Source organism: Labrenzia sp. CP4, from assembly GCF_001579905.1.
GTDB lineage: Bacteria > Pseudomonadota > Alphaproteobacteria > Rhizobiales > Stappiaceae > Roseibium > Roseibium algicola.
In genome coordinates, this window is record NZ_CP011927.1 from 2,623,119 (window position 1) to 2,648,902 (window position 25,784).

The following is a 25,784-nucleotide window of genomic DNA, read 5'->3' on the forward strand; positions in this document are numbered from 1 at the left end:
CGTGAAAAAGGCTGGCTTGTAGGCCAGCCTTTTTGTTTCGACGTGTGATTTATCAATCTTGCCGTTTTGCCAGAAACGCGGTGGCTTCCTTCAGCATTTTCTCGGGTTTTTCCCCGTGCCATGCCGACTGAGACATGTCCGGCAAGCGATGTGCAATGCCCTTGTGGCAATCGATGCAGGTCTTTTCACCCGTGAACAGGAACCGTTGGTGCGCCTCCGAGGCCCTTCCGCTCTGACGGGTTATGTCCATGGAATCGGCGGAATGGCAGTTGCGGCATTCCAGCGAATTGTTCGCCTTGAGCCGGGCCCATTCGTGCTGGGCCAGTTCAAGCCGGTGTTCCAGAAACTTTTCCCGCGTATTGATCGTCCCGAAGATCTTGCCCCAGACCTCTTTTGAGGCCTGCATCTTGCGGGCGATCTTGTCTGTCCATTCATGGGGGACGTGACAATCCGGGCACGTGGCTCTCACGCCCGAGCGGTTGGAGTAGTGGATTGTCGTTTTAAGCTCGGCAAAGACGTTGTCGCGCATCTCGTGACAGCCCGTGCAGAACTTCTCGGTATTGGTCAACTCCAGCGCGGTGTTGAAACCACCCCAGAAAATTATGCCCATGATGAAGCCGCCGAGGGTCAGAAAGCCGAGGCTGTAGTGCACGCTCGGGCGGCGGATGGTGGTCCAGAGCCTTTTGAGGAAGGCCAGCATCATTTGGCCCCCTCTTTGGATTTCACATATTCGAGCACTTCATCGACATCGACAAAGTCGTTCTCGACCAGAGGCCGGGCGTCGGTCTGCGGCACGTGGCACTGATTGCAGAAGTACCGCCGGGGTGTGACGGACGCCAGGAACTGGTTGTCCCGGTTCATGAAATGCGTGATCGACACCATTGGCGCCTGGCTGACTTCAATGGCTGTACGGGAATGACAGCTCAGGCACTTGTTGGAGTTCTTGTCGATCTGATAGCCCTCGATCGTGTGAGGGATCAGCGGTGGCTGCTCGGGATAGTTCCGCACCTGGCGAATGTCGGAGTTCACCGGCTTTGGCATGGGGGCAGGCGTCCCGTTTTCCGCCAACGGCGTTGCGGGGCGCATGGTGGCGATGTGTTCCTGGGCGGCTGCGGCAGCTGCGGCAACCAACAGGGCGGCGCAGGCAAGGCCGATTGCAAAGCGTTTCATGGCTCACCTCACACTGCTTCTACGCGCACGGCGCATTTCTTGAAATCGGTCTGCTTCGACAGCGGATCGGTCGCGTCCAGCGTGACCTTGTTGATCAACTGGCGGGCATCGAACCAGGGCACGAAAATCAGCCCCTTGGGCGGTTTGTTGCGGCCTCTGGTTTCGACGCGGGTGAGAATTTCCCCACGTCTGGATTTGATGCGCACTTCCGCACCGCGCCTCAGGCCTAGAGCCTCGGCATCGTCCGGATGCATGTAGCAGAGGGCATCGGGCACGGCCTTGTAGAGTTCAGGCACGCGCTGCGTCATCGATCCGGAGTGCCAGTGCTCCAGAACCCGGCCGGTGGACAGCCAGAAGGGATACTCCTCATCCGGACTTTCCGCGGGCGGTTCAAAAGGCAGGGCGAAGGCGACCGCCTTGCCGTCCGGTTTTCCGTAAAAGTCGAATGCCGCTCCCTCTTTCACATATGGGTCGTATTTGCCGTTGTAGCGCCAGCGGGTTTCCTTGCCGTCCACCACGGGCCAACGGAGCCCGCGCACCTGGTGGTAGGTGTCGAAATCCGCCAGGTCGTGGCCGTGTCCGCGGCCGAACTGGGCGTATTCCTCAAACAGGCCTTTCTGGATGTAAAAGCCGAACTCGTCGGATTCGCGGTTTTCGTAGTCTTCCGCCCGCTCGCTGTTGGGGAAGGCGTTGACGTTGCCGTTTTCGAACAGAACTTCGTACAGCGTCTTTCCCTCGTAATCGGGATTGTCGGCCAGAAGCTCGGGCGGCCAGACTTCGTCTGTTGTGAAACGTTTGGAAAACTCAACCAGCTGCCACAGGTCGGACATTGCCCCTTCCGGTGCGTCGACAAGCTGGTGCCAGAACTGGGTGCGGCGCTCGGCGTTGCCGTACGCACCTTCCTTTTCAACCCACATTGCGGTTGGCAGAACAAGGTCGGCGGCTTCCGCCGTCACAGTCGGGTAGGCATCGGAAACGACGATGAAGTTTTCCGGATTGCGATATCCGGGCAGGCCTTCTTCCATCATGTTCGGGGCGGCCTGCATGTTGTTGTTGACCTGCACCCAGTAGCAGTTGATTTCGCCGTCCTTGAGTTTCCGGTTCTGCAGAACGGCATGTGCACCAATCCATTCAGGAACGGTTCCTGCCGGCAGTTTCCAGATCTTTTCGGCTGTTGCCCGGTGCTCCGGATTTGAAACCACGAGGTCGGCAGGCAGACGGTGAGCGAAGGTGCCGACTTCGCGGGCGGTGCCGCAGGCAGACGGCTGGCCGGTCAGGGAGAAGGGGGAATTGCCGGGCTGGGCAATTTTACCGGTCAACAGGTGGATGTTGTAGATGAGGTTGTTCATCCACACACCGCGGGTATGCTGGTTGACACCCATTGTCCAAAGGGACATCACCTTGGTGTCCGGATCTGCGTAAAGCTCGGCGATCTGCTGAAGCCGCTCCTTTGAAATGCCGGACTTCTCCGCGGCGAAATCCAGTGTGTAGGGTTTCACGAATTCGGCGAATTCCTCGAGAGACATCGGCTCGGAATCGCCGCTGCCGGCATTCGCTGCAGCGGCTTCAAGCGGATTTTCCGGTCGCAAGCCATAGCCGATGTCCTGTGCGCCCTTCCGGAAATTGACGTGGTTTGACACGAACTCCTCGTTCACCGCGCCGGACTGGATGATGTGGTTCGCAATATAATTGGCGATGATCAGGTCCGTCTGGGGAACGAATACGCCGGGAATGTCCGCCAGATCGAAGCTGCGATGTTCGAAGGTGGAAAGCACGGCAACCTTGACATGGGGATGGCTGAGGCGCCGGTCGGCGATCCTGGTCCACAGGATCGGGTGCATCTCGGCCATGTTGGAGCCCCAGAGCACAAAGGCGTCGGCGTTTTCAAAGTCGTCGTAGCAGCCCATGGGCTCGTCAATGCCGAAGGCACGGATGAACCCGACGACCGCAGACGCCATGCAGTGGCGAGCGTTGGGGTCGATATTGTTGGATCGGAAGCCGGCCTTCATCAGCTTGGAAGCCGCATACCCCTCCCAGACCGTCCATTGGCCCGAGCCGAACATGCCGACAGCCTTCGGGCCCTTGGCCTTCAGTGTCGCCTTCCATTTCTCGGCCATGATGTCGAACGCTTCGTCCCAGGACACCGGTTCGAAGTCTCCGTCCTTGTCGAACTTGCCGTTCTTCTTGCGCAGGAGCGGTGTCGTCAGCCTGTCCTTGCCGTACATGATCTTCGACAGGAAGTAGCCCTTGACGCAGTTGAGGCCCCGATTCACCTCCGCTTCAGCGTCGCCGTGGGTTGCAACCACGCGTCCTGCCTTGGTCGCGACCATGATGGAGCAGCCGGTGCCGCAGAAGCGGCAGGCTGCTTTGGACCACTTCAGGTCGGTCAGATGCGCATGGGTAACAAGGTTCTGTGCGGCCGCAGGCACGGGGAGTCCCGCTGCCGCGGCGGCGGCCGCCACAGCCTGCGCCTTGATGACATCACGTCTGCTAATTCCGCTCATTGTGTGTCTCCTTGAAGGGAGGTCGGTGCCGCCTCGGGCGCACCGTCTGTTTGGTGGTAAACAAGGGATGCGCTCACAACGCCTGTGAGCAGCTGGATATCCGTGAGGGCCTGTACGATTTCCGCTTCGTTCGCGGTTTCCAGTGTCACGATCAGGCGTCCCTGATCATCGGAATGGGCGATCTCGGCGCCGCCGAGTGCAAGAACATCCCGCTCGACATCGGATATCGCTTCGGTCCGCGCATGAACGAGAAGACTGGCTATGTGGACTGTTTTGCTCATGCTGTCTGGGCATCCTCTTTGGGATGGACAATGGCCAGTGCATCCTGCGGACAGACTGGGAGACAGGCTCCGCAGCCCGTGCAGGCATCTGTTTCGATGCGAAGCCGGCCAAAGGGGCGTTTGGTAAGATCTATGCGGATTGCCGAAGTGGGGCAGATATCCCGGCACACCTGGCAGGCAATGCCATGATCCTGCAGGCAACCCGGCTGAAATTCAGCCTTCATCGGCCAGGCCGGCGTTCGCTTCGTGTCAAAGACGTCCTGTGCGCAGGCTTCTGCGCATTTGCCGCAGAAAGTACATTCGCCGCCGTCGAAGACAACTTCCGGCTTCCCGGTGTCGTCCGGCCTCAAGATGGATTCGGGGCAAGCTTCGCTGCAGGCGTTACAGCTTGTGCAACGCGCAGCAACCAGGGCTTCGTCCGTCCAGGGGGGGCGAAGTCTCTGGATCTCCGGTTGGCTGGGCAGTTTCAGGAATGCTCTGCGGCTGGCCGAAAAATGAGGGTCGGGTGACATGGCATCAGCCCGTCGGCGGCCCAAGGACCAGCTGTGACATCCAGATGATAAAGCCGTAGCCGCCAACAATTGCGACGGAAAGCGCCGGGGCAAGCAAAACGGCCAACAGGATGAACGCAATCCGTTCGTCCCGTTTGCTTGGAACAGTGTTGTCCGCCATAGCCTCTCCCTCAGCTTGCGGTCGATAGGGAATCAGGCACGGGATTTTGATCTTGTTGTTCGCGCCTAGTGGAAACTTAGGCACAAGAGAGAGGGTGGAGATATACGGGATACTACTTAAAATTTTGTTTCAAGAATTCGAAAGTTAATATGTTTCAATGGCTTGCGGATAAGCCCCGCTCAAGGCTGGTGGCTCTACTGCCGGGCTCAACCCTTGCCGTAAACTTCGTCGGGATCATAGACCCTCTCGGTTTCCACGCGCTCCAGACGCACAGACCCATCGTCACCTTTGATGGTTTTACGATAAAAACAAGAGCGATATCCCACATGGCAGGTTGCGCCATTGCCGGCAACCGAAACCTTCAGGACCAGGGCATCCTGGTCGCAATCGGTCAGGATTTCGTGCACGGTCTGGATCTGGCCGGAGGTTTCGCCCTTCTTCCAGAAGCTCTGGCGAGAACGGCTCCAGTACCAGGCCTCGCCGGTCTCGATCGTCCGCTTCAGGGCCTCGGCGTTCATGTAGCCAACCATGAGCACTTCGCCTGACGCCACATCGGTGACGACAGCCACAATCAGGCCGTCCCGGTCAAACTTCGGCATCATCAGATCGCCGTTTTCGACCGTTGCCTTGTCGCCGCGCTCAGTCAGGTGGGTATTGCACATGGGAGGAAAGCCCTTGTCGTCATTGATAACGCAAGGGCTGAAAACTCAGAGACCCTTGCCGCGTACCAGAGACATGAATTTCGCCTGTTCGGCGGGATCGTCCTGGAATACGCCGGTAAACTGGGTGGTGATCGTGGAAACACCAGGTTTCTGGACACCGCGCATGGTCATGCACTGGTGTTCGGCTTCCAGCATCACGGCCAGGCCACGCGGGGCCAGAGCGTCGTCAATGACCGATGCGATCTGCGCAGTCAAGTTTTCCTGCGTTTGCAGACGCTTGGCGTAGATGTCGACAACGCGTGCCAGTTTGGAAAGACCAACGACGCCTTCTGCGGGGTAATAGGCGATATGAGCTTCGCCGATGAAAGGCAGCATGTGGTGTTCGCAATGGGAATGGAACGGGATGCCGCGCACAAGGACGATATCCTTGTAGCCGCCAACATCTTCGAACGTCCTTGCAAGATGCTCTGCCGGATCTTCGAAGTAGCCACTGTAAAGCTGGCTCAGCGCCTTGACCACGCGCTTCGGTGTTTCCACCAGACCTTCGCGGTCCGGGTCGTCGCCGGTCCAGGCCAGAAGCGTGCGCACCGCAGCTTCCGCTTCTTCACGGCTTGGCCGATGCAACTGATCCGGGGACTTTCTTTCGAAGGTTTTTTCTACCGGCTTGAGGACAGCGTCCATGGGGATCCTCGCAATTTTACCCTTGTCACTCGTCATACGGCGCCCGCTGGTGCACAGATCAGAAGGTTCGGGCTTTTCAAGCCGCGGACCCTTATCATACTCCAGGCAAAAAGCGAACGCACAGTTTCTGAGCGGGAGGAGCCGGTTTCTAGCGTGCAAACGTCATGCGAAAGACCAACTGCGACCACTCTGCCCCTTGCGAATTTGCCGTGGCGTCTGATGTATATATATGAAAGCAGTGCGCCATCAATGTGTCGCGCATCACAGGCATTCACGAAGAGGCGAGTTATGCTCGACGACATTTATAACGCGAAGATCCTCGAATTCGCCGGAAATATCCCGCGGATCGGCCGTCTCGAGCATCCGGACGCAAGCGCAAAAGCTCATTCCAAATTGTGTGGCTCCACCGTCATTGTCGACCTTTCCATGAAGGACGGCGTCGTCACGGATTTTGCTCACGACGTCAAAGCCTGCGCGCTTGGCCAGGCGTCTTCGTCAATCATGGCTCGAAATATCATCGGCGCGCGCGCAGATGAGTTGCGCGAAGTGCAACAGACCATGCGCGCCATGTTGAAGGAAGGCGGCGAGGCCCCCACAGGCCGCTTCGAAGACCTGAAGTTTCTGGAACCGGTCCGCGAATACAAGGCGCGCCATGCCTCGACGCTATTGACCTTTGATGCCGTTGTCGATGCGCTCGACCAGATCGAGGCGAAAGCCAAGGAAGACAGTGCGGTCGCGTGACCGCAGTTCTGCGTCCCATGTGTTCTTGCCATAACGAACCGCGAAAGCCGGATGGCCGATTGTCACCAATCGGATATGCAGCGATAGGGCTTATCTGGCTTTACCGCCATTCCCTGTCGCTCTTCATGGGGCGCACCTGCCGCTACGCGCCGACTTGCTCCGATTACACCGAGCAATCCATTCGCCGCTTCGGTTTTTGGGCCGGGGGGTGGGTTGGCTTGTCCCGAGTTCTTCGGTGTAATCCCTGGGGCTCCTCCGGTTTTGACCCGGTTCCAGACACCTTGCCGCCAGATGCGCACTGGTTTTTGCCCTGGCGTTACGGTCATTGGACCGGCAAGCACATACCGCCGGAACATCGTCTGGACTAATCGCTCATCCGATCTGTTGTTGACCCAACGTCAGGTTGGTGCAACGCTTGCCTCTCATGCTAGAAGGCGGAGGGAAGAATGAGCGGACGCGACTTCCATTTCGTGATGATCAAGCCGACCCATTACGACGACGACGGTTATCCGATCCAGTGGCTTCGCTCTGCAATTCCTTCCAACACGCTCGCCAGCCTGAACGGGCTCGCAGAAGCGGCCCGCAACCGTCAGGTTCTTGGGAAGGATGTCCGCATCCATCTTCATACCTTTGATGAAACCAACAAGCGGGTTCGTCCGGAAAAGATTGCCCGGGATATCCGAAAAGCAGGCGGAAAGGCCCTGATCGCGCTGGTCGGGGTTCAGTCCAACCAGTTTCCCCGGGCGACCAACCTTGCGCGCAGGTTTCTAGGTCTTGGTCTGCCGGTGGCCATCGGCGGATTTCATGTCTCCGGCTGCATATCCATGCTGGATGAAATGCCGGAAGAGATGGTTCGGTTGCAAAAGGAAGGTGTCGTCTATTTTGCCGGCGAGGCCGAGGACGGGCGGTTGGACGATGTCTTCCGCGATGCCTTTTCTGACGATCTGAAGCCGCTTTACAATTTCATGGCGGACTTGCCGTCGCTGGAGGGGGAGCCGACCCCGATCCTGCCAACCCGGCACATTCGCTTCACGGCCGGATCGCATTCCAGCTTCGATCTTGGCCGCGGTTGCCCGTTCCAGTGTTCCTTCTGCACCATCATCAACGTGCAAGGTCGCAAAAGCCGGTTTCGTTCCGCCGACGATCTGGAGCAGATCATTCGCGACAACGTTGCACAGGGGATCGACCGTTTTTTTCATCACCGACGACAATTTCGCCCGCAACCGGGAATGGGAGCCGCTGTTTGACCGCTTGATCCAGCTTAGGGAGCAGGAGAGTTTCGACATCAAGTTCATCATCCAGGTGGACACGCTTTGTCACCGGATTGACGGTTTCATCGAGAAAGCGACGCGGGCAGGGGTCAACCGGGTCTTCATCGGGCTGGAAAACATCAATCCGGACAATCTCATGGCCGCAAAGAAGCGGCAGAACAAGATCACCGAATACCGGGAGATGCTGCAGAAATGGCGGGCCCACGGAGCAACCACCTATGCCGGTTACATCATCGGTTTTCCGGGCGATACCAAGGAGTCGGTCCTGCATGATGTCGAGATCATCAAAAAGGAGCTTCCGCTCGATCTGCTCGAGTTCTTTTATCTGACGCCGCTTCCGGGATCCGAAGATCACAAGGTGCTGTTAAGCAAAGGCATCTGGATGGATCCAGACCTCAACAAGTACGATCTCAATCACCGGGTGAGCCATCACCCGAAAATGAGCGATGAGGATTGGGAGGAGGCTTACCGGCAGGCCTGGGCAAGCTACTATTCGGATGGCCACATCGAAACGGTGTTGCGCAGAGCCGCGGCGCATCGCAAGGGGCGTCCGGGCAACAAATTGTTCCTGATGATGTGGTTCAAGCTGATGGTCGAATGCGAAGGCGTTCATCCGCTTGAGGGCGGTTATTTCCGCCTGAAATGCCGCACAGACCGACGCGGCGGGCTGCCGCTTGAAAATCCGCTGGTGTTCTATCCGCGGTATCTTGCCGAAATCGTCGCCAAACATTGGGTCTATCTATCTGCCGTCTGGCGGGTTTACCGGATCTACCGGAGGGTCAAGGCATCGCCCGACAGGCGGACGTATTCCGATCTTGCCATTGCCCCGATGGACCGGAGCGAAGAAGAGGATCTGGCGATGATCCGGGAAACACGCGGCGGCGCGGAAGCGGTTGCCAAACAGCTTCGCGATGCCGCGCTTTCGAAGGCAGGAAAAGACCGGGCGAAGGCAGCTTCGGCCCTATGATGGAGAGGCCGTAGCCTTGCGCCGAAGCAGTCGCCAGCCGAAGGTCATGCCCATCGCGGCAATGATGATCGCAGCCGCTCCGACAAGCTGCAGCGGTTTCAGCTGATGGCCGAAGGCAACATAATCGACAAGGATCGCCACCACTGGATAAATGAAGGAAAAGGCACCTTGCAGATAGGTCGGCAGCTTCTGCACAGCGCCATACATGAGGATGTACATCAACCCAGTGTGAACGGCGCCAAGCGTGACAAGCGAGCCCCAGGCCATTGTACCTTCCGGCAGAGCGTTCCAGCTGACGAAGGGGGCAAGCATCAGGATGCCGACACAGACCTGTACCAGCGCGATCAGCTGTGGAGGCGTTCCCGTCAGCTTCTTGGTCAGCAGGGCTGCGACAGCCCAGAAAAAGGCCGCACCGAGCGAGAGTGCTATACCGAGTGCATAATTTGAACCGGCATATTCGACAGCGCCGGGTTTTGCCTGGACGATCAGCAGGACACCGGCAAAGGCAATGACCAGCCAGCCGAGCTTGTTGACGGTGATCCGTTCTCCAAGAAACAGAATGCCGAAACCGACCAGGATGAACGGCTGGGTATTGTAGACAGCGGTTGCCACGCCGATGGATGCCTCGGAATAGGCAGTGAAGAGCATTGCCCAGTTCACCACGATGGCAACGCCCCCTATGGCGGCAACGGCCAGTTTCTTCCAGGTCAGGTGCCGGCGGAGTAGGCCCTGGGCAGAACAGATGACAAGTAGCGCGAACGCACCGAAGGCGCAGCGCCAGAACACAACGTCGATGGCGCCCTGGCCGGAAAGGACCACGAAAAGTCCTATCGTTCCCAGAATGGTCATGGCGGCGGTCATTTCGGTGGCGCCGCGCAATGTCTTGTCCATTTTTGCCTCCAAGCGTTTCAGGATGGCCTTCATTCTGCCAAGGAGATGGAAGCGAGTACTTTTGATAAATCAGCTGAAACTGGTATTGTTTTGTGAAATGTAAGCTTATCTGCCGATTGGTGTTTCGAAATGAAGATGGATGAGACGGATATCAAGATCGTTGAAGCCTTGATTGACGACGCGCGCATGTCGTTGAAAGACTTGGCCGCTCACGTGGGATTGTCGTCGCCCGGTGTTTCGGAGCGGATCCGCCGTCTGCAGGAACGCGGCGTCATTCGCGGCTTTACCGTGGATATTGATCCGAAGGTGCTTGGATACAGTCTGCAGGCGATCGTGCGCATTCGACCGCTGCCTGGAAAGCTGCATATCGTGCAGCAACTCATTCAGGAAATTCCCGAGTTTTGCGAGTGCGACAAGGTCACGGGAGAAGACTGTTTCGTCGCCCGACTTGCCATTCCTTCCATCGATCAGCTCGACGGAATTCTGGACCGGATTTCGGACAAGGCGGAAACCAGCACCTCGATTGTCAAATCCCAGCCGATCCGCCGCCGTCCGCCGCCCTTGGCTGTGGCTGAGAAGGCCTCTTGAGGCCTGCGTTTCCGGGCCGTTAAGGCCTGAATGCAAAATGTGTTGCCGCGACGAAAATTCTCAAAGACAGCACCTGCAAATCGGTGTATTCCGCAAATGCCGCCGACCGGTCCGTGCAGTCTCGAAACTGCCTCAGGGCCGTCGCCAATGTTGGATGGAGACCGGGTGCGGCGCACCGGACTTTGGGTCTTTCAAGGCACCATGGACAAGGCTTCGCCCCAGGCCGAAACCGGGGATATTCTCATTCGCACTGCCGAGCCCGGCGATCTCGCCGAGCTGTTTCGCATTGAAAACGCCGCCTTCGCCGGAGATCGCATTTCCCGGCGAAGCTTCAGGCGATTTCTGGAGAGCCCTCGCGCACGCCTTTTGGTCGCAACCGGTCCAGACGGACTGGTTGGGTACGCGCTGCTGCTCTTGCGCCAGGCAACCGCGCTGGCGCGGCTCTATTCGCTTGCTGTGGATCCGGCCTGCCGGGGGCAGGGGCTTGGTGCAAAGCTGCTGGAAGCGTCCGAAGTTGCCGCTTTCGACAGCGATCGCATTGTGCTGCGGCTTGAAGTGCGTGCAGACAATGAGGCGGCCATCGCACTCTATCACCGCAGCGGCTACCGGATGCTGGGCAGGGTAGAGGCCTATTACGAGGATGGCTGCGCAGCGTTGCGCATGGAAAAGCTGCTCCATGGTCCGGTGCTGGGTACCGGCAACGCGCCGTATTACTCGCAGACAACCGAATTCACCTGCGGCCCGGCCTGTGCACTGATGGCGGCCCGGCATTTCGACCGGTCGGTTCCGGCAGAGCCCTTGACGGAACTCACGCTCTGGCGGGAGGCAACGACGATCTATCTCGCCTCCGGTCATGGCGGCTGCGGTCCCTTCGGCCTGGCCAATGCGCTTGCGCGGCGCGGGCTTTCGGTCGAGGTCAGGCTGTTTCCCGACGAGCTCCTGTTTCTCAATTCGGTTCGGAACCCGGAAAAGCGCAAGGTTCTGACCCTGGTACAGGAAGGCTACCGCTCGGAAGCCGCGCAGCTTGGTGTTGCCCGTTCGGAAAACCCCTTGGAAGCAACTGCACTGGCGACCGAGATATCAGCCGGTACGCTCGCGATCGTGCTCATTTCCGGCTACCGCATGTTCGGTCAGAAAGTGCCACATTGGGTGCTTGTGCATGACGCGGACGATCGCCACCTCATCATTCATGACCCGTGGCTTGAGCGCAAAGGCCATGAAAGTCCGGCAGATGCTGCCAACCTTCCCATTCCCTTTGCCGAATTCGACCGCATGGCCCGCTGGGGCCGCAGCGCGGTACGTGCCCAAATCCTGATACGAAAGGACGCCTGATCCAATGTCTTCCTGGGTCATTCTGGTCGACAACCTCAAAGACCTCTCCAACACGGAAACGCCGCACAAGGTCATGACCGTGCGGGAGTATCTGACGCACCCGAAACTGTTTACCGGTGCCAAGCCGACCATTCTCAACCTGTCGCGCTCCTACGCTTATCAGGGGGCAGGCTATTACGCGTCGCTTCTGGCTGAAGCACGCCAGCACCGCGTGGTGCCGGTTGTCGAGACGATGATCGAACTGTCCCGCAAGCAACTCTATCAGCATGCCTTGCCGGAGCTTGAAGACCGGCTGAACCGCTGCCTTCGCAAGATGGCACCGGAGGCTGCTGGTGCGGTCTCTCGGCTGCTGATCTATCTCGGCCAGGTTGGCGACCCTGCACTTGAACCATTCGCGCGGCTCTTGTTCGACTGGTTCCGCGCACCTGTGCTGGAGGTACTGCTGGAAGAGGGCGAATGGCGCAGCATCAAGCGCATCCGCGTGCTGGCGGTAAATGACCTTGAGGCGGAAGAGCGCGCGCAATTTCTGGCAGCGGTGGAAAGCTATACGACACGTCCCTGGCGGGCGCCGAAACAGCGCGCCCTGATGAAGTACGCCATGGCTGTTCTGTCCGATCCCAAGGAAGAGTTGCCGCCATCCTCCATCGCCTCTCTGAAGCACATGGCCAAGGTGGCGGCGCGCCACGGGGTTGAAGTCGTGCCGATCGGCAAGGGTGATCTCGACAAGCTGGCGCAGTATGATGCGCTGTTCATTCGCGAGACCACCAACATCGACAATCACACCTACCGCTTTGCCCGGCGCGCCGTGCAGGAAGGCATGCCGGTGATCGACGATCCGGTGTCGATGATCCGCTGTACCAACAAGGTCTATCTGACCGAGCTTCTGGCAAGTCATGGCATCGCGACGCCCAAGACCATCGTCCTGTCTTCCCTGAAGGAGGCGGGTGACCTGGAAGCCAAGCTCGGCTCTCCGATCGTTCTGAAGATCCCTGACGGCTCCTTCAGCCGTGGCGTGTTCCGGGTGACGGGCGCTGAACCCATCAAGGAGAAGCTGAAAGAGCTTTTCCAGGAAAGCGCCATCCTGCTTGCGCAGGAATACTGCCCGACGGACTTCGACTGGCGCATCGGTGTGCTGGACGGAGAACCGCTGTTCGCCTGCCAGTATCTGATGGCCAAGAAACACTGGCAGATCGTGCGGCACGAGACCGGCAAGAAGGCCGTCGAAGGCGGGTTCAAGACAGTTTCCATGGCCGAAACACCGCCAGCAGTGATCGATATCGCGGTTCGGGCGGCGCGGCTTATCGGTGATGGTCTTTACGGCGTCGATCTGAAAGTGATCGGCGAGCGGGTGGTGGTCATCGAGATCAATGACAATCCAAACCTCGATCACGGGGTTGAAGATCTGGCGGAAAAGGACGCTGTCTGGGATCAGCTTATCCGCTGGTTCGTACGCCGCCTGGAGGCGCGCTAGGGCAACACCGCCGGCCAAATCAAGGGAAATGCTTCGGAAAAGGTTGCCGGATTAGTTTGAATCCCGTATGCCCGGCCCGTTCCATTTCCTTTGAACAGCTTACCTGCCTTGTCTGCAGGAGTGAGCAGGAGAAAACCGATGATTGAACTTACTTTCCCCGACAATTCCGTGCGCCAGTACGAGCCAGGCACCACAGGCCTTGCCGTCGCCGAAGGCATTTCCAAGTCGCTGGCCAAAAAGGCCGTGGCAATGGCTCTCGACGGGGAACTGAAAGATCTCACCGACCCGATCAGCGGCAATCACCAGATCGAGATTGTCGCCCGCGACGACCCGCGCGCCCTTGAACTGATCCGCCACGATGCGGCCCACGTCATGGCCGAAGCCGTGCAGGAACTTTGGCCCGGTACCCAGGTGACCATCGGTCCGGTGATCGAAAACGGCTTTTACTACGACTTCAAGCGCGTTCACCCGGACACGGGCGCCGACTGGCCATTCACGCCGGAAGAGCTGCCGGTTATCGAAAAGAAGATGCGCGAGATCATCGGCCGCGGTGCGCAGTTCACCAAGGAAGTGTGGAGCCGCGACGAAGCGAAGCGCTATTTCGCAGCCAAGGGCGAGGACTACAAGGTCGAGCTCGTTGATGCGATTCCGGAAGATCAGGAACTCAAGATCTACAAGCAGGGCCAGTGGCTGGACCTGTGCCGGGGTCCGCATATGGTCTCCACCCGGCAGATCGGCGATGCCTTCAAGCTGATGAAGGTGGCCGGCGCCTACTGGCGCGGCGACAGCAACAACGAAATGCTGACGCGCATCTACGCAACGGCGTGGCACAGCGAGAAGGAGCTCAAAGCCTACCTTCACATGCTGGAAGAGGCCGAAAAGCGCGACCACCGCAAACTGGGCCGGGAAATGGACCTGTTCCATTTCCAGGAAGAAGGACCGGGTGTTGTCTTCTGGCACCCGAAAGGCTGGGACATGTTCCAGAGCCTGATCGCCTACAAGCGCCGGGTTCTGAAGGACACCTACAAGGAAGTGAACGCACCGCAGGTGCTGCACACGTCGCTTTGGGAAACCTCCGGTCACTGGACCTGGTACAAGGAGAACATGTTCTCCGTGCAGTGTGCCGATCCGGAAGCCGAGGACGAGCGTGTCTTCGCGCTGAAGCCGATGAACTGCCCCGGGCACGTACAGATCTTCAAGCACGGGCTGAAGAGCTACCGCGATCTGCCGATGCGCCTTGCCGAGTTCGGTGCGGTGCACCGCTACGAACCGTCTGGTGCACTTCATGGTCTGATGCGCGTGCGCGGCTTCACCCAGGACGATGCCCATGTTTTCTGTACTGAAGAGCAGATGGCGGATGAGTGTCTCAAGATCAACGACTTGATCCTGTCTGTGTATGAAGACTTCGGCTTCGACGAGATCGTGGTGAAACTGTCCACCCGTCCGGAAAAGCGCGTCGGCACCGACGAGGCATGGGATCATGCCGAAGCGATCATGTCCGATGTGCTGAAGCAGATCGAAGCCCAGTCGGGCGGCCGGGTGAAGACCGACATCCTGCCGGGCGAGGGCGCTTTCTACGGTCCGAAGTTCGAGTATACCCTGCGCGATGCCATCGGCCGTGAATGGCAGTGCGGCACGACGCAGGTCGACTTCAACCTGCCGGAACGCTTTGGTGCCTTCTACGTCGACAAGGACGGCGAGAAGAAGACACCGGTGATGATCCACCGCGCGATCTGCGGGTCCATGGAACGGTTCCTGGGTATCCTGATCGAGAATTTCGCCGGTCACTTCCCGCTGTGGTTTGCGCCGCTGCAGATCGTGGTGGCAACGATCACTTCGGAAGCCGACGATTACGGCCAGGAAGTGGCGGATCTGCTCAAGGCGAAAGGCCTCAAGGTCGAGACCGATTTCCGCAATGAGAAGATCAACTACAAGGTCCGCGAACACTCGCTGGCCAAGGTGCCGGTGATCATCGTGTGCGGCATGCGTGAAGCCGAGGAGCGGACCGTGAACGTTCGCCGTCTCGGTTCCAAGGACCAGACCCCGATGGGCCTCGACGAGGCGATTGCAGCGTTCGTTGAAGAAGCGACGCCGCCAGACCTGAAGTAAGGTTTTCCCTGGCATTAAGGGAAATTCTGACAGCTTGCACATTGCCCTGGCATCAGGGCAATGTGCTGTCACAATCATGAAACAGGGTGTCTGGTATTGGGTTCCGGATTTGCCACCGTTTCATCAGGGTCAAGACGACTGCCGTGAACTACGCTGAATTCAGTTATGCCAATCCTGAGCATCCACCGCTAAAGCGTTGGACCATCCGCACCATTGAAGGTCTCTCCGGCCGGCGAAAGCTGGTCAACATCTACGAGGTGTGGAAGGAAACAATGGTCGGCACGTCCGACTATATCTGGAACGACCTTCTCGGCCTGATCAACCTCAACGTTTCGGTTGCAGATGGCGAATGGCCGCCGAAGGATCTGCCGGAAGGTCCACTGGTGCTTATCGCCAATCATCCCTACGGCATCGGCGATGGTCTAGCGATCCTGGCACTCGCGGAACAGCTTGGCCGCCCGTTCAAGATCCTGATCAACAACGAGTTGCTGAAGGTACCGGAAGTCCGGCCGTTTTCGCTGCCGGTCGATTTCGAGGAAACCAAGGAAGCGCTCAAGACCAATATGGCCACTCGCAAGGAGGCGCTGCGCCTGCTGCAGGAAGGCACGACCATTATCGTTTTTCCAGGTGGTGGCGTGGCAACGGCTGCCAAGCCATTCGGCCGTGCGGAAGAACTGCCTTGGAAGACTTTCACGGCAAAAATGATCCGGTCTTCGAGAGCAACCGTCCTTCCGCTTTATTTCGACGGGCAGAATTCCTGGCTGTTCCACCTGGTCAGCAAATACTCGCTGACCCTTCGTCTCGCGCTGCTTGTGCGCGAGTTCCGCCGTATCCTCGGGTCTGTGATGACCGCACGCGCGGGCAGGGCAATCCCGTTCGAAACGCTTTCGGGATTTGGCGATCAGAAGGAGATCATGGATTTCCTGCAGACCAAGGTCATGGAGATGGCGCCGCCCACACGGACCCGGCGTTTGCTTGGCCGACGGCGTTAGACGTCGCTACCCAGTCAGATCTTAAAGTCGCCGGGAACACGGCGCAGGTCAGTTGTTGATGCTGGACTGCTGCTGGCTGGCCAGTTCGCTGATGGAAGTGACCACTTCAACTTCCCGGTCTTCACCCGGTTCCACCTGGAATGTGTGCAGGTAGGTGCGGCCATTGTTGCGGGCGAGGGCTTCATATTCGCCTTCTGCCAGCACGAAATCAGGGAAGGCACCTGTCGCTTCGACCACGACGTCCCCCCCCGGGCTCAGGACGGACCACGTCGTGTTGGCAATTGCTTCGCCGCCACGTTCGTTGACCAGTTTGAGCGTGATACCGGCGGCCTTGTGGAAGATTGTCGCTTCAGTGAGCTTGCCCGGCAGCACCTGAATATCGGCCCGGACGACCGCGTTCACATCGCCGTATTTGCTGACAACATGATAGGTGTTGGCGCTGAGACGGAGAATGGAGCCCGGCTTGACGTTGCTGGCGATCAGGTTGCGTTCGCCGCGCTGATTGAATTCCATGCCATAAAGATCGAAGGCCACGGCGCGCCCGTCGAGGTCTTCACCATCCTTGAGTGCCGCACCGAATTTAATGCCGCCCGCATTGAGCGTCACCATCTTCGACTGGACTTCCTTGCCGATGACGATGCGGTTGGTTGCCTGGGAGAAGCCGTAGGCGGTGTGAATCAGGTAGGTGCCCGGGTCGAGCCGGAATTCGGCATCACCACCTTGCGACGTTGCAACAAGTTGCAGGCGCCCGTCGGCATTGGTCGTTTCCGAATAGATCCGCCAGATGAGCCCTTCGTTCAGCGGAGGGCTGTCGGGCGTCAGCTTTGCCATCAGGTAGAGAGCGCCTTGCCGCAAGCCGCCCTTGATACCGGGGGATGATGCCCTGGCCGGCGCATAGGGGACAAGCGTATCGGAAAAGAGGGGTTCCGGCTCGCGGTCGAGCAGGTTGATGATGGGTTCTTCAGGGGCAGCAGACGGTGCGTTCGGGTCCGGTTTTTCCGCAGGGGCCGGCGGTACGTCAGATGTCTGCGCCAAGGTCGCAGGAGCAAGGCCCATCGAAAGGACGGCGCTCAGCATTATCGAAAATGCAGTGCATCTGACTGCACGCTTTAAAGCCGATTGGCCGAAGAGGGGGGCTGAATTCACCATGCCTACGTCGTTATCATTTTGACTCGCAGACTTTTACCAGTCTTTTGAGGCATTCGTCACCCGAAACTGACCTTGGAGATCCGGTCCGGTTTGCCTGGTGCAAGTGCACCGGATGCAGGGTAACGACTATGTTTCTGTTTCCAGTACGTTTTTTGGAATTCTCGGTGCAATCTGACCGATCACGGGCCAAGGACGATTTTCCCGAGATTCACCGCACTGCAGCGTTGTCCCTTAATGCGCCCGGAAATTGGGCAAATTCAAGACGCCGCGATCAAAGTTGACAATTACGGTCAATGAATTAGGTGGATCGTACGATTGCAACAGGCCGACAGGATCTTTTCATGCCGAGTAACAGCGCCGGATCGCCGGCAACTCTGGACTTTCTGCGACAGCGGCGCTCCCACCCCTCTGTTACCATGACAGCCCCGGGGCCGAACGAAGAACAGATCAACGACATTCTGACCATTGCAGCGCGCGTGCCAGACCATGGCAAGCTGGCGCCCTGGCGTTTCGTTCTTTACAGGCCGGAACAGGGACGCACGATTGGTTCCTGGCTGGCGGACCGATATGAAGCACTCAACGGACCGCTCGACGGCGAGCAACGCCAGAAGGAACTGACCCGCTTCACCCGTGCACCATTGGTGATCGGTGTTCTAAGCCAGGCAGCCGAGCATCCGAAAATTCCGGTCTGGGAACAGGAGCTTTCCGCCGGTGCCGTCTGCATGAACCTGCTGACAGCCGCGGCAGCTTCAGGTTTCGCGTCGCAGTGGCTGTCCGAATGGTTTGCCTTCGATGAAGATGCAGCCCGTTACCTTGGCGCGCGAGACGGAGAGCGGTTTGCGGGGTTCGTACATATCGGAACCCCGACACAACCACCTTTCGAGCGTCCGCGCCCCGACCTTGCCGATATTGTATCCACCTGGACAGAGACCGACTGACCCATGTTCTACGAAACGGAAAAAAACGACCACGGCCTGCCGCATAACCCGTTCAAGGCTATTGTCGCACCCCGGCCGATTGGCTGGATCTCCACACTCGACAAGGACGGCAAGGCCAACCTTGCACCCTACAGTTTCTTCAACGCGGTCTGCGATACACCGCCGATCGTGATGTTCTCTTCCACCGGGTACAAGGACAGCGTCTCCAACATCGACGCGACAGGGGAGTTCGTCTGCAACATGGCGAACCTCGGCCTCAAGGACGAGATGAACCAGACCTCCGCCTCCGTCGCACATGAGATCTCCGAGTTCGATCTGGCAGGGTTGGAGATGGCTGCCTCAAGACTGGTGAAAGCGCCTCGCGTTGCAAAGGCCGTCACTGCGCTGGAGTGCAAGCACCTTCAAACCCTGCGATTGAAGACGCTGACAGGAGACGACACCGACAGCTACGTCGTTTTCGGTCAGGTTGTCGGTGTCCACATCGATGAAAGCGTCATTGTCGACGGCAAGGTGGATGTTACGCTCTACAAGCCGCTATCCCGGCTTGGCTACATGGACTACGCCGTGGTGAACGAGGTGTTCCAGATGGGCCGGCCCAAAGTTTAACGATTATCCGAACGATTATGACCGAAAAGGGCGCCGGCAAAGTCGGCGCCCTTTTATTGTGACTTGCCGACTCATGGAAAACGGCGTTATTCGAATGCAGTAGTCGATGTTTTTCCTGGTGCGTTTTTTCCAAAGGAAATGGCCGGTAGCCTCTTGTCTGTCCACATAACCGGCTTTCGACATAAGTAGTTCTGACCAGGCACAAAAGAAAAAAGACTCGCCTGTAGTTGCTTAGATCCCCACCTGTGTGTTGTTAAGGTTTTGTTAACCTTTTGGGCGTGAAAGTTAACGCTGAAAGTTAACGAAGTGATAATTTGGTTCCGTCGAGGAGACAGGGTCATGCGAGTTGCTGACACCGCCTCGATCGCGTCTAGGATCGAGCTTGCGTTTCAGTCTGCGAGTACTTCAACGGGGACGTCATTCGACTACCTGGTGAAGACAGCTGCGCGGGAATCGTCATTCAACCCAACGGCAAAGGCCAGAACATCCAGCGCCACCGGGTTGTTCCAATTCATTGAATCCACCTGGCTGGAGACAATGAAGGAAGCTGGTCCGAAACACGGTCTTGAAAAATACTCCGATCAGATTCAACGCTCCAAGAGCGGAAAGTTCTATGTAAGCGACCCGCAAATGCGGCGGGAGATTCTCGACCTTCGGAAGGATCCGGAAATCTCGTCCATGATGGCAGGGGCGCTCACGCAGAAGAATTCCCAGTACCTTGAACGCAGAATCGGGCGCGAACCGAGCGACGGCGAGCTCTATATGGCTCATTTTCTTGGTGCCAACGGCGCAAGCAGATTGATTGATGCGGCCGGCGCCAACCCGGACATGCGAGCCGACAAGGTTTTTTCCGCCCAGGCACGCGCCAACAAACCGATCTTCTATCATTCGAACGGCAAGGCCCGCTCGATGCAGGAAGTTTACGAGGTTATCGTTTCCAAGCACGATGCCGTCACGATGATTGCGCAGGCCAGCACCAACAAGGACCTGCGGACATCGGGAGAACTCACGCAGGTCGCGACGCTGCCGAATGCAAAGCCTGCGGACGGCGCTGCGACGATCAACCAGAAATCCTTCGATCATCTGGCAGGAGATCCGGCAGCCGCCTTCGCAATGCGGACGAAACCCGCAGGCCCGGGCCAGATCGCGAGAGCTGACAACACAGGCCCTCAATTGCCTCAGGGCGAACTGTTTCAATTGGCAAAGATGGATGTGCCGCTGCCTGAGCGCACTGCAGAGCAGGGGGCAACCACAACGGCAAGCGCAGCTTTTCTGGAAGAAAGTGTCGGCTCTGTGACCCCGGACCGTCCGGTGCCGCAAAACACTCGCGAAGCAGCCATTGATGGTGATGATTTCGACGCAAGCAACAGGGTTCTGTCGGCCTTCCAGGCGACGGAAACAGCCAATCCGTTCGAGGCTCTGTTCCGCAATGACGCGGCTTCGAACCAGGCAGGCGTCAACCCGCGCTTTGCGTCGGCTTTCGCCGCTGTGGAAGAAGCTGCCCTTGTCAGCGCCCTGTCCGGAGCCTCCAACCAGGTGCAGGCACAGGAACTGGCGCTGGTGAATCAGGGCGGACCGCTGGACCTGACGCGTTTCCTGCGTCTGAAGGCAGAAGAGGAACAAAAGGACCTGCTGCCACCGGCTTGAGCATGGGCAGTTGAAAGACCCGGCTGAAAGCCTGAAGTCTCATGTCCGCCACCATCGGGAAAGGCGGGCATTCGCCAGAGAACCTGGCAAAATTATGGTGAACCGATCGTTAAGCCTTTGATGTCAGACTCACACTCGACTCTTGGGAAGATTGTTTTACCGCCATGAACGCACATGACTTTCACCCTCTGAACGAAGTTGACGAGCGCACCTTGGATATACGGGCCGCGGAAGAATTCGCGGAACGTTATTTGGCAGCCGAACCTGGCAGCCAGGAACAGACCAGCATGGCTGCAGCCTTGACGATTCTTCTCGACGACCCCAGCCGCGCCGTGCGCAAGGCGATAGCAAGCCTGCTTGCGCGAAGCGCCTACGCTCCCGGTCACGTCGTCCGCTGCCTCGCAAGTGATGTCGACGAAGTGGCTTTGCCGGTTCTCAAGCACTCTCCCATATTGACGGATGTCGAACTGGTCGACCTTCTTGCCGAAGGCAGCGACGCAGTTCAATGCGCCATCGCCTCTCGTGAGGGATTGCCGGCTTCTGTCTGCGCCGCCATCTGCGAGGTTGGCTGCGAGCAGGCCTGCAGACAGCTTCTGGAAAACAGAAGCGCCCGCATCCTGCAGTCCTCCCTCCTGCGTATCGCGCAAAGATTCGAAGACCGGCCGGACCTCTGCGACCAGCTTCTGAAAACCCGGGACCTGCCGCTGACCACGCGCTATCAGTTGCTGATGCGGCTCGCGCAGAACCTTGACGATCATCCGATCGTGCTGGAGCGCGTTCCAGAAAACCAGCGTCATACTTTCCTGAGCGATGCGGAAGACAAGGTCGTGTTGCGGCTGGCTCTCGAAGCCGGTGCAGACGATCTGCCGGAATTCGTCGAGCATCTTCGTGTCAATGGCAAGCTGACCACCCGGCTGCTGCTGCGCGCGGTCTGCTGTGGACGCTTGCGGTTTTTCGCTGCCGCTCTTGCCAACCTTGGCCAGGTGCCGTTGCCGAGGCTGTGCAAGCTTCTGGTGACGGTTCGCCGGTCGGCGCTGCAGGCCATGCTCCGCAAGGCCGGTTTGCCTCTACGGGCTCACCAGGCCTTTCTGCTGGCCATTGACATTGCCCGGCAGGCGGACGCCGACTTCACCTATGATCTGGCACTGGACCAAGCCCGCATGCTAACGGAAACACTGCTTTCCGAAATGCAGGACGGCGCCCTGGGAGCGGACGAAGACGTGACTGCATTCCTGCGCCGTTTCGCCATCGACGTTGCACGTCTCGAGGCTCGGCTATTGGTGAAGAACAGCGGCCTTCAGGTGACAGCCGCTGCTTGAGCTGCTGTCAGATTCCATTTCAAAAGCTCGACCTTACCTCCAGAAACAAGTCGGCTGTGTGCCTGATTTGAGGTTGCGATTGCATGTCACTTGCCGACCGCAAGGGTGTGTGATGGTCGCAGTGATCTGCCGGTTGTTGAAATGAACCAGCCTTCTGGAAGATGCCGTCGGATTGGCGGGGCAAGCACCACTTGATTGTACTGTCTTAGTGGAGTTTGACTTCTCGTTCGATTTGGAGGGGGCCTCCTGCCGAACGGCGATGCACTTGCCGTTCTTCAGTTCCTGATTTCGGCCACATGTCAGCGGGCATACACGGCCTGTCGATTGCTTCAGGCGGTCTAGAATTGAAGGGTCCGGGTCGAGCGAGGCAATATCGACACCTGCTTCGCGGCTGAAAGTCCTCAAAGCCTGCCGGCTACGGTTGCCCCAGTCACCGTCAACACGACCAACCGAACACCCAAGGCGGTTCAATTCGGTCTGCATTGCAGTGGCAAGTTCTTCAGGCGAAAGGGAACGGCTTATGCTTGAAGGTGTGACTGCCGATGCGGATGCGGGTGATGCGGTTTCTTGCTGTGGCAGGGCAGCAACCGTTATTTCCGGTCCAGACGGAGCGGTTTTAGAGGCTGCGACAGCATTGGCTGCTTTTGCCGCAGCGGCGGCAGCAGCTTCCGCTTGGGCCTGCTGTAGCAGCGTCGTAATCTTCAGCCTTGCCAGCTTGGCGTAGATCCCGTCCGGATATTGCTCCAGATAGGTTTCATACATTTCCGGACGGGTGGCATTCTGGATTGATTGCCAGAAAGCGATTTCAGCGGAGGTGTCGGGTTTTGCGTTGCGGGCAGCTTCTGCCTCGCTTCGGTTTCTGATTTCATTGATTCGAATTCGGGCGATATCGGCAAACTGGCCGTCGGGGTAACGGTTCAGGTAGGTTTCGAAATAGGCGATAGATTCGCCGGATTTGATGGAATCCCAGTAGGCCAGTTCGATTTGCGGGTTGATCGCGGGTTTTTCCGGTTCGACAGGCTGCACCATCTCGAGCTGTTTGAGGATCACCTCACCAGTCAGCGAGGAATTGTCCCAGGGAACCTGCTGACCCTTGGTGGCCTCCAGAACGTCCCGGCGAACCATGACGAGATCCCGGGTAATGTCCTGACCGGGCGTGCCGAGATGCTTGATCAGGGCAGTTGTAAACGGGCTGTTCTCGCCGTCACCATCAAGCGCGACGTTACCAGGCTGGGTGGCGAAGGAAATCAGGGAACCAACCCCGGAGCCGATCTTGGCAAGGCCCCGGCCAACAGAGCCTGAACGTGTGCCCATGGACCGTGCGAGGTTTTCAGCAAGCGGATTATTCCGGCAGGCGTCCAGAAACACCAGATTAACCTTGGTGGAATGCTCCATGGCATTGAGAATGAGATTTGCCGGCATCGCCTCGAATTCAAGGTCGACGTAGGAATTCAGCTCGGCGTCGATCGGCACCAGATAGTTCTCGCCATTCACTTGCAGGCCATGGCCAGCGTAGAAGAACAGGGCAAGATCCGCACCTTCGAGTTTGGCGATGAACTCCCTCACGGTTTTTCGCATATCCCGAAGTGACAGGTTGGTGCCGGTCACGACCTCGAAATCCAGACTGGTCAGTTTTTCGGCCATGCCTTTGGCGTCGTTGTCGGGATTGGTGAGCTGTGTGACATGTTCATAACCGGAATTACCGATCACGAGTGCTACACGAGGTTCAGCATGTGCCGCACTTGCGGCAAACACAAGAAGCAACAGGCATGCAAGTATCTGCTTCACAGGCGGTTCTCCAAACCTACCGGCCCTCGGGAGCTGCCGGGGGAAACTGTTCCGGGTACTCTGCTGCAGGGAGCTCCGGCAGGCAATGATCATCATTCTGAACATGGATACGCCGGAACATCTCAACTTCAAAAGTTCAAAATTCAGGCCGTAGCCAAGTGCTTAAAGCCAGTTACAGGTCAGAACCCAACTGGAATGGTTGCCCACAGAGGAAAGCTTTCTGCCACAGGGATGGGTCAATGTCTGGCGTCCCGTACCATGTCCCATTCCGATTACTTTGTTGCCATAAGAGCTCGGGTTTTTCGGGCAGTTGGCAGTTGTCTTGGTTTGTGTGCTCGGGTTTGTGCTGTTGCCGGAAGGTTCAGGCTTTCTGGTCGCGACACAGCGGCCGTTCTTCAATTCTTGGTTCCGACCACAGGTCAGCGGGCAGACACGTCCGGTCGATTTCTTGAGCTGTTCCAGAATGGAAGGATCCGGGTCGAGCGAGGCAAGATCGATCCCGGCTTCACGTCCATAGGTTCTCAGCGCCTGACGGCTTCTGTTGCCCCAGTCGCCGTCAACACGGCCAACCGAACAGCCAACCCGGTTGAGTTCTGTCTGGAGAGCCGTTGCAAGCTCTTCAGGCGATAGCAACGATACCGGGGATGTCGAGGTCGTTGACGGCGCCTGATCGGGCGTCAAGGCGGCAACGGTGATTTCGTCTGCAGGCTTGGCCGTCGTTCTTTCAGGCGATGCATTCGCTGCTGCCGAAGCGATGGCTTGGGCTTCAGCCTCTGCCTGAGCCTTGCGGCGCGCATCCGCTTCCGCCTGGCTCTTGATAGACTGGATTTTCAACTGGGCAAGGTCGGCATAGATCCCGTTCGGGTATCTGCCGAGATAACTCTCGAACATTTCCGGCCGGGTCGAATTCTGGATCGTCTGCCAATAGGTGATTTCAGCCGTGGCATCCGGTTTCGCCTGCTTGGCCTTGTCGCTTTCGGCCTTTGCCTTGATCTCGTCCAGACGGATCCGGGCGATGTCTGCGAATTGGCCTTCCGGGTAGCGAGACAGATAGGTTTCGAAGTAGGCCGCATTCTGTCCCGACTTGATCGAGTCCCAATAGGTGAGTTCGATCTGTGGGTTGATCGCCGGCTTTTCCGGTTCGTCGGGCTGCACCATCTCAAGCTGTTTGAGAATGACTTCGCCGGTCAGCGAGGAATTGTCCCAGGGAACCTGCTGGCCCTTGGTGGCTTCCAGAACGTCCCGGCGCACCATTACCAGGTCGCGGGTGATGTCCTGGCCGGGCGTGCCGAGATGCTTGATCAGGGCAGTTGTAAACGGGCTGTTCTCGCCATCACCGTCAAGCGCGACATTGCCCGGCTGGGTGGCGAAGGAAACCAGGGAGCCGACACCGGAGCCGATCTTCGCAAGGCCACGACCGACTGCGCTTGAACGCGTCCCCATGGAACGGGCGAGGTTTTCCGTAAACGGGTTGTTCCGGCAGGCATCCAGAAAGACAAGGTTGACCTTCGTGCTCTGTTCCATGGCATTGAGCACGAGATTTGCGGGCAGAGCCTCGAAATCAAGGTCGAGATGGGTGCTGAGTTCGGCGTCGACCGGGACGAGATAATTCTCGCCGTTCACCTGGATGCCATGGCCGGCATAGAAGAACAGGGCAAGGTCAGCGTTGTCGAGCTGCTTGATGAACTCGCGCACGGTCTGGCGCATGTCCCTCAAACTCAGATCGAGACCTGTGACAACATCGAATCCGAGGTCCGTCAGCTTGTCCGACATGCCCTTGGCATCATTGTAGGGGTTCTTCAGCTCCGCGACATTCGCGTAGCCGGAATTACCGATCACGAGCGCCACACGGCGTTCGGCATGTGCCGCGCTTGCGGCAAACACAAGTAGCAACAGGCATGCGATTATCTGCTTCACAGGCGGTTCTCCAAACCTACCAGCTCTCGGGAGCTGCCGTGCAAAACTATTCCGGTTACTCTGCTGAAGGGCACTCCGGCAGGCCGGG

The 25,784-nt window shown here is 58.2% G+C and carries 23 protein-coding genes and 1 pseudogene; 12 read left to right on the plus strand and 12 right to left on the minus strand.

The window, feature by feature from the left end; all coding sequences use genetic code 11:
- Window positions 1-52: 52 nt before the first annotated feature.
- From ACP90_RS12205 to folE, 8 genes are all read right to left on the minus strand, one after another.
- Window positions 53-700 carry a cytochrome c3 family protein gene (locus ACP90_RS12205; RefSeq protein WP_062491563.1) on the minus strand — a complete coding sequence of 216 codons (648 nt, stop codon included), beginning with the start codon at window positions 698-700 and terminating at the stop codon, window positions 53-55.
- Window positions 700-1,170 (minus strand): nitrate reductase cytochrome c-type subunit, encoded by a 471-nt coding sequence (locus tag ACP90_RS12210; RefSeq protein ID WP_023001084.1) that lies wholly within the window; start codon window positions 1,168-1,170, stop codon window positions 700-702. The genes ACP90_RS12205 and ACP90_RS12210 overlap by 1 nt, the downstream gene beginning before the upstream one ends.
- A gap of 8 nt (window positions 1,171-1,178) precedes the next feature.
- Window positions 1,179-3,674, minus strand: a complete 2,496-nt coding sequence (gene napA, locus ACP90_RS12215) for a periplasmic nitrate reductase subunit alpha (protein ID WP_062488495.1) — start codon at window positions 3,672-3,674, stop codon at window positions 1,179-1,181.
- On the minus strand, window positions 3,671-3,955 hold the full coding sequence (locus ACP90_RS12220; protein WP_062488496.1) for a chaperone NapD: 285 nt from the start codon (window positions 3,953-3,955) through the stop codon (window positions 3,671-3,673). The genes napA and ACP90_RS12220 overlap by 4 nt, the downstream gene beginning before the upstream one ends.
- Complete coding sequence (gene napF, locus ACP90_RS27975) at window positions 3,952-4,467, minus strand: ferredoxin-type protein NapF (protein ID WP_082809732.1); 516 nt, start codon at window positions 4,465-4,467, stop codon at window positions 3,952-3,954. The genes ACP90_RS12220 and napF overlap by 4 nt, the downstream gene beginning before the upstream one ends.
- Window positions 4,468-4,471: 4 nt before the next feature.
- Window positions 4,472-4,627, minus strand: a complete 156-nt coding sequence (gene napE / locus ACP90_RS12230; protein ID WP_023001088.1) for a periplasmic nitrate reductase, NapE protein — start codon at window positions 4,625-4,627, stop codon at window positions 4,472-4,474.
- Window positions 4,628-4,833: 206 nt separating this feature from the next.
- Complete coding sequence (hisI, locus tag ACP90_RS12235; RefSeq protein ID WP_031269315.1) at window positions 4,834-5,289, minus strand: phosphoribosyl-AMP cyclohydrolase; 456 nt, start codon at window positions 5,287-5,289, stop codon at window positions 4,834-4,836.
- A gap of 45 nt (window positions 5,290-5,334) precedes the next feature.
- Entirely contained in the window at window positions 5,335-5,970 is a 636-nt protein-coding gene (gene folE, locus ACP90_RS12240) for a GTP cyclohydrolase I FolE (RefSeq protein WP_023001090.1), read from the minus strand.
- Window positions 5,971-6,258: 288 nt separating this feature from the next.
- Here folE and ACP90_RS12245 point away from each other — a divergent pair, with 288 nt between their 5' ends.
- The 3 genes and pseudogenes from ACP90_RS12245 (at window position 6,259) to ACP90_RS12250 (ending at window position 8,949) form a co-directional block, all read left to right on the plus strand.
- A complete protein-coding gene (locus tag ACP90_RS12245) occupies window positions 6,259-6,711 on the plus strand; it encodes an iron-sulfur cluster assembly scaffold protein (protein WP_023001091.1) in 453 nt (150 codons plus the stop codon).
- Between the two features lie 17 nt (window positions 6,712-6,728).
- Entirely contained in the window at window positions 6,729-7,079 is a 351-nt protein-coding gene (gene yidD / locus ACP90_RS27980) for a membrane protein insertion efficiency factor YidD (RefSeq protein ID WP_208984189.1), read from the plus strand.
- Between the two features lie 78 nt (window positions 7,080-7,157).
- A pseudogene (locus ACP90_RS12250) lies at window positions 7,158-8,949 on the plus strand (radical SAM protein).
- Here ACP90_RS12250 and ACP90_RS12255 read toward each other — a convergent pair.
- Entirely contained in the window at window positions 8,944-9,840 is an 897-nt protein-coding gene (locus ACP90_RS12255) for a DMT family transporter (RefSeq protein ID WP_062491565.1), read from the minus strand. The pseudogene ACP90_RS12250 and the gene ACP90_RS12255 overlap by 6 nt on opposite strands.
- Before the next feature lie 135 nt (window positions 9,841-9,975).
- Between ACP90_RS12255 and ACP90_RS12260 the strand changes: the two genes are divergently transcribed.
- The 5 genes from ACP90_RS12260 to ACP90_RS12280 all read left to right on the plus strand — a co-directional run bounded on the left by ACP90_RS12260 (window position 9,976) and on the right by ACP90_RS12280 (window position 16,332).
- A complete protein-coding gene (locus ACP90_RS12260; protein WP_031269318.1) occupies window positions 9,976-10,428 on the plus strand; it encodes an Lrp/AsnC family transcriptional regulator in 453 nt (150 codons plus the stop codon).
- A gap of 147 nt (window positions 10,429-10,575) precedes the next feature.
- The gene (locus ACP90_RS12265) at window positions 10,576-11,760 is read left to right on the plus strand and encodes a peptidase C39 family protein (protein WP_208993517.1); all 1,185 of its coding nucleotides are present in this window, start codon (window positions 10,576-10,578) and stop codon (window positions 11,758-11,760) included.
- Between the two features lie 4 nt (window positions 11,761-11,764).
- Window positions 11,765-13,231: a RimK family protein gene (locus ACP90_RS12270; RefSeq protein ID WP_023001096.1), complete on the plus strand. Its 1,467-nt coding sequence runs from the start codon at window positions 11,765-11,767 to the stop codon at window positions 13,229-13,231.
- A 138-nt stretch (window positions 13,232-13,369) separates the two neighbouring features.
- Window positions 13,370-15,340 carry a threonine--tRNA ligase gene (gene thrS, locus ACP90_RS12275; RefSeq protein WP_062488498.1) on the plus strand — a complete coding sequence of 657 codons (1,971 nt, stop codon included), beginning with the start codon at window positions 13,370-13,372 and terminating at the stop codon, window positions 15,338-15,340.
- 143 nt (window positions 15,341-15,483) lie between these two features.
- Complete coding sequence (locus tag ACP90_RS12280) at window positions 15,484-16,332, plus strand: lysophospholipid acyltransferase family protein (RefSeq protein WP_023001098.1); 849 nt, start codon at window positions 15,484-15,486, stop codon at window positions 16,330-16,332.
- Between the two features lie 48 nt (window positions 16,333-16,380).
- On the opposite strand, the gene ACP90_RS12285 is transcribed toward ACP90_RS12280, so the two are convergent.
- Window positions 16,381-17,409, minus strand: a complete 1,029-nt coding sequence (locus ACP90_RS12285; protein WP_023001099.1) for a hypothetical protein — start codon at window positions 17,407-17,409, stop codon at window positions 16,381-16,383.
- Between the two features lie 413 nt (window positions 17,410-17,822).
- Here ACP90_RS12285 and ACP90_RS12290 point away from each other — a divergent pair, with 413 nt between their 5' ends.
- The 4 genes from ACP90_RS12290 (at window position 17,823) to ACP90_RS12305 (ending at window position 21,991) form a co-directional block, all read left to right on the plus strand.
- Window positions 17,823-18,419 carry a nitroreductase gene (locus tag ACP90_RS12290; protein WP_062488499.1) on the plus strand — a complete coding sequence of 199 codons (597 nt, stop codon included), beginning with the start codon at window positions 17,823-17,825 and terminating at the stop codon, window positions 18,417-18,419.
- 3 nt (window positions 18,420-18,422) lie between these two features.
- A complete protein-coding gene (locus ACP90_RS12295; protein ID WP_062488500.1) occupies window positions 18,423-19,025 on the plus strand; it encodes a flavin reductase family protein in 603 nt (200 codons plus the stop codon).
- Between the two features lie 339 nt (window positions 19,026-19,364).
- Window positions 19,365-20,672 carry a transglycosylase SLT domain-containing protein gene (locus ACP90_RS12300; protein ID WP_062488501.1) on the plus strand — a complete coding sequence of 436 codons (1,308 nt, stop codon included), beginning with the start codon at window positions 19,365-19,367 and terminating at the stop codon, window positions 20,670-20,672.
- A 164-nt stretch (window positions 20,673-20,836) separates the two neighbouring features.
- Complete coding sequence (locus ACP90_RS12305) at window positions 20,837-21,991, plus strand: DUF2336 domain-containing protein (protein WP_062488502.1); 1,155 nt, start codon at window positions 20,837-20,839, stop codon at window positions 21,989-21,991.
- Window positions 21,992-22,024: 33 nt separating this feature from the next.
- Here the strand turns inward: ACP90_RS12305 and ACP90_RS12310 are convergent, their stop codons facing one another.
- Window positions 22,025-23,884: a caspase family protein gene (locus ACP90_RS12310; protein ID WP_062488503.1), complete on the minus strand. Its 1,860-nt coding sequence runs from the start codon at window positions 23,882-23,884 to the stop codon at window positions 22,025-22,027.
- 57 nt (window positions 23,885-23,941) lie between these two features.
- On the minus strand, window positions 23,942-25,696 hold the full coding sequence (locus ACP90_RS12315; protein ID WP_062488504.1) for a caspase domain-containing protein: 1,755 nt from the start codon (window positions 25,694-25,696) through the stop codon (window positions 23,942-23,944).
- Window positions 25,697-25,784 lie beyond the last annotated feature (88 nt).

What these genes read in the sequence shown, in the direction of transcription:
- ACP90_RS12270 (WP_023001096.1), top strand. Translation starts at nt 11,765, where the DNA reads ATGTCTTCCTGGGTCATTCTGGTCGACAACCTCAAAGACCTCTCCAAC.
- ACP90_RS12255 (WP_062491565.1), bottom strand. Translation starts at nt 9,840, where the DNA reads ATGGACAAGACATTGCGCGGCGCCACCGAAATGACCGCCGCCATGACC.
- napA (WP_062488495.1), bottom strand. Translation starts at nt 3,674, where the DNA reads ATGAGCGGAATTAGCAGACGTGATGTCATCAAGGCGCAGGCTGTGGCG.
- hisI (WP_031269315.1), bottom strand. Translation starts at nt 5,289, where the DNA reads ATGTGCAATACCCACCTGACTGAGCGCGGCGACAAGGCAACGGTCGAA.
- folE (WP_023001090.1), bottom strand. Translation starts at nt 5,970, where the DNA reads ATGGACGCTGTCCTCAAGCCGGTAGAAAAAACCTTCGAAAGAAAGTCC.
- thrS (WP_062488498.1), top strand. Translation starts at nt 13,370, where the DNA reads ATGATTGAACTTACTTTCCCCGACAATTCCGTGCGCCAGTACGAGCCA.
- ACP90_RS12295 (WP_062488500.1), top strand. Translation starts at nt 18,423, where the DNA reads ATGTTCTACGAAACGGAAAAAAACGACCACGGCCTGCCGCATAACCCG.
- ACP90_RS12285 (WP_023001099.1), bottom strand. Translation starts at nt 17,409, where the DNA reads ATGCTGAGCGCCGTCCTTTCGATGGGCCTTGCTCCTGCGACCTTGGCG.
- ACP90_RS12265 (WP_208993517.1), top strand. Translation starts at nt 10,576, where the DNA reads ATGTTGGATGGAGACCGGGTGCGGCGCACCGGACTTTGGGTCTTTCAA.
- yidD (WP_208984189.1), top strand. Translation starts at nt 6,729, where the DNA reads ATGTGTTCTTGCCATAACGAACCGCGAAAGCCGGATGGCCGATTGTCA.
- ACP90_RS12290 (WP_062488499.1), top strand. Translation starts at nt 17,823, where the DNA reads ATGCCGAGTAACAGCGCCGGATCGCCGGCAACTCTGGACTTTCTGCGA.
- ACP90_RS12310 (WP_062488503.1), bottom strand. Translation starts at nt 23,884, where the DNA reads ATGTTCAGAATGATGATCATTGCCTGCCGGAGCTCCCTGCAGCAGAGT.
- ACP90_RS12210 (WP_023001084.1), bottom strand. Translation starts at nt 1,170, where the DNA reads ATGAAACGCTTTGCAATCGGCCTTGCCTGCGCCGCCCTGTTGGTTGCC.
- ACP90_RS12305 (WP_062488502.1), top strand. Translation starts at nt 20,837, where the DNA reads ATGAACGCACATGACTTTCACCCTCTGAACGAAGTTGACGAGCGCACC.
- ACP90_RS12220 (WP_062488496.1), bottom strand. Translation starts at nt 3,955, where the DNA reads ATGAGCAAAACAGTCCACATAGCCAGTCTTCTCGTTCATGCGCGGACC.
- ACP90_RS12245 (WP_023001091.1), top strand. Translation starts at nt 6,259, where the DNA reads ATGCTCGACGACATTTATAACGCGAAGATCCTCGAATTCGCCGGAAAT.
- napE (WP_023001088.1), bottom strand. Translation starts at nt 4,627, where the DNA reads ATGGCGGACAACACTGTTCCAAGCAAACGGGACGAACGGATTGCGTTC.
- napF (WP_082809732.1), bottom strand. Translation starts at nt 4,467, where the DNA reads ATGTCACCCGACCCTCATTTTTCGGCCAGCCGCAGAGCATTCCTGAAA.
- ACP90_RS12300 (WP_062488501.1), top strand. Translation starts at nt 19,365, where the DNA reads ATGCGAGTTGCTGACACCGCCTCGATCGCGTCTAGGATCGAGCTTGCG.
- ACP90_RS12205 (WP_062491563.1), bottom strand. Translation starts at nt 700, where the DNA reads ATGCTGGCCTTCCTCAAAAGGCTCTGGACCACCATCCGCCGCCCGAGC.
- ACP90_RS12260 (WP_031269318.1), top strand. Translation starts at nt 9,976, where the DNA reads ATGGATGAGACGGATATCAAGATCGTTGAAGCCTTGATTGACGACGCG.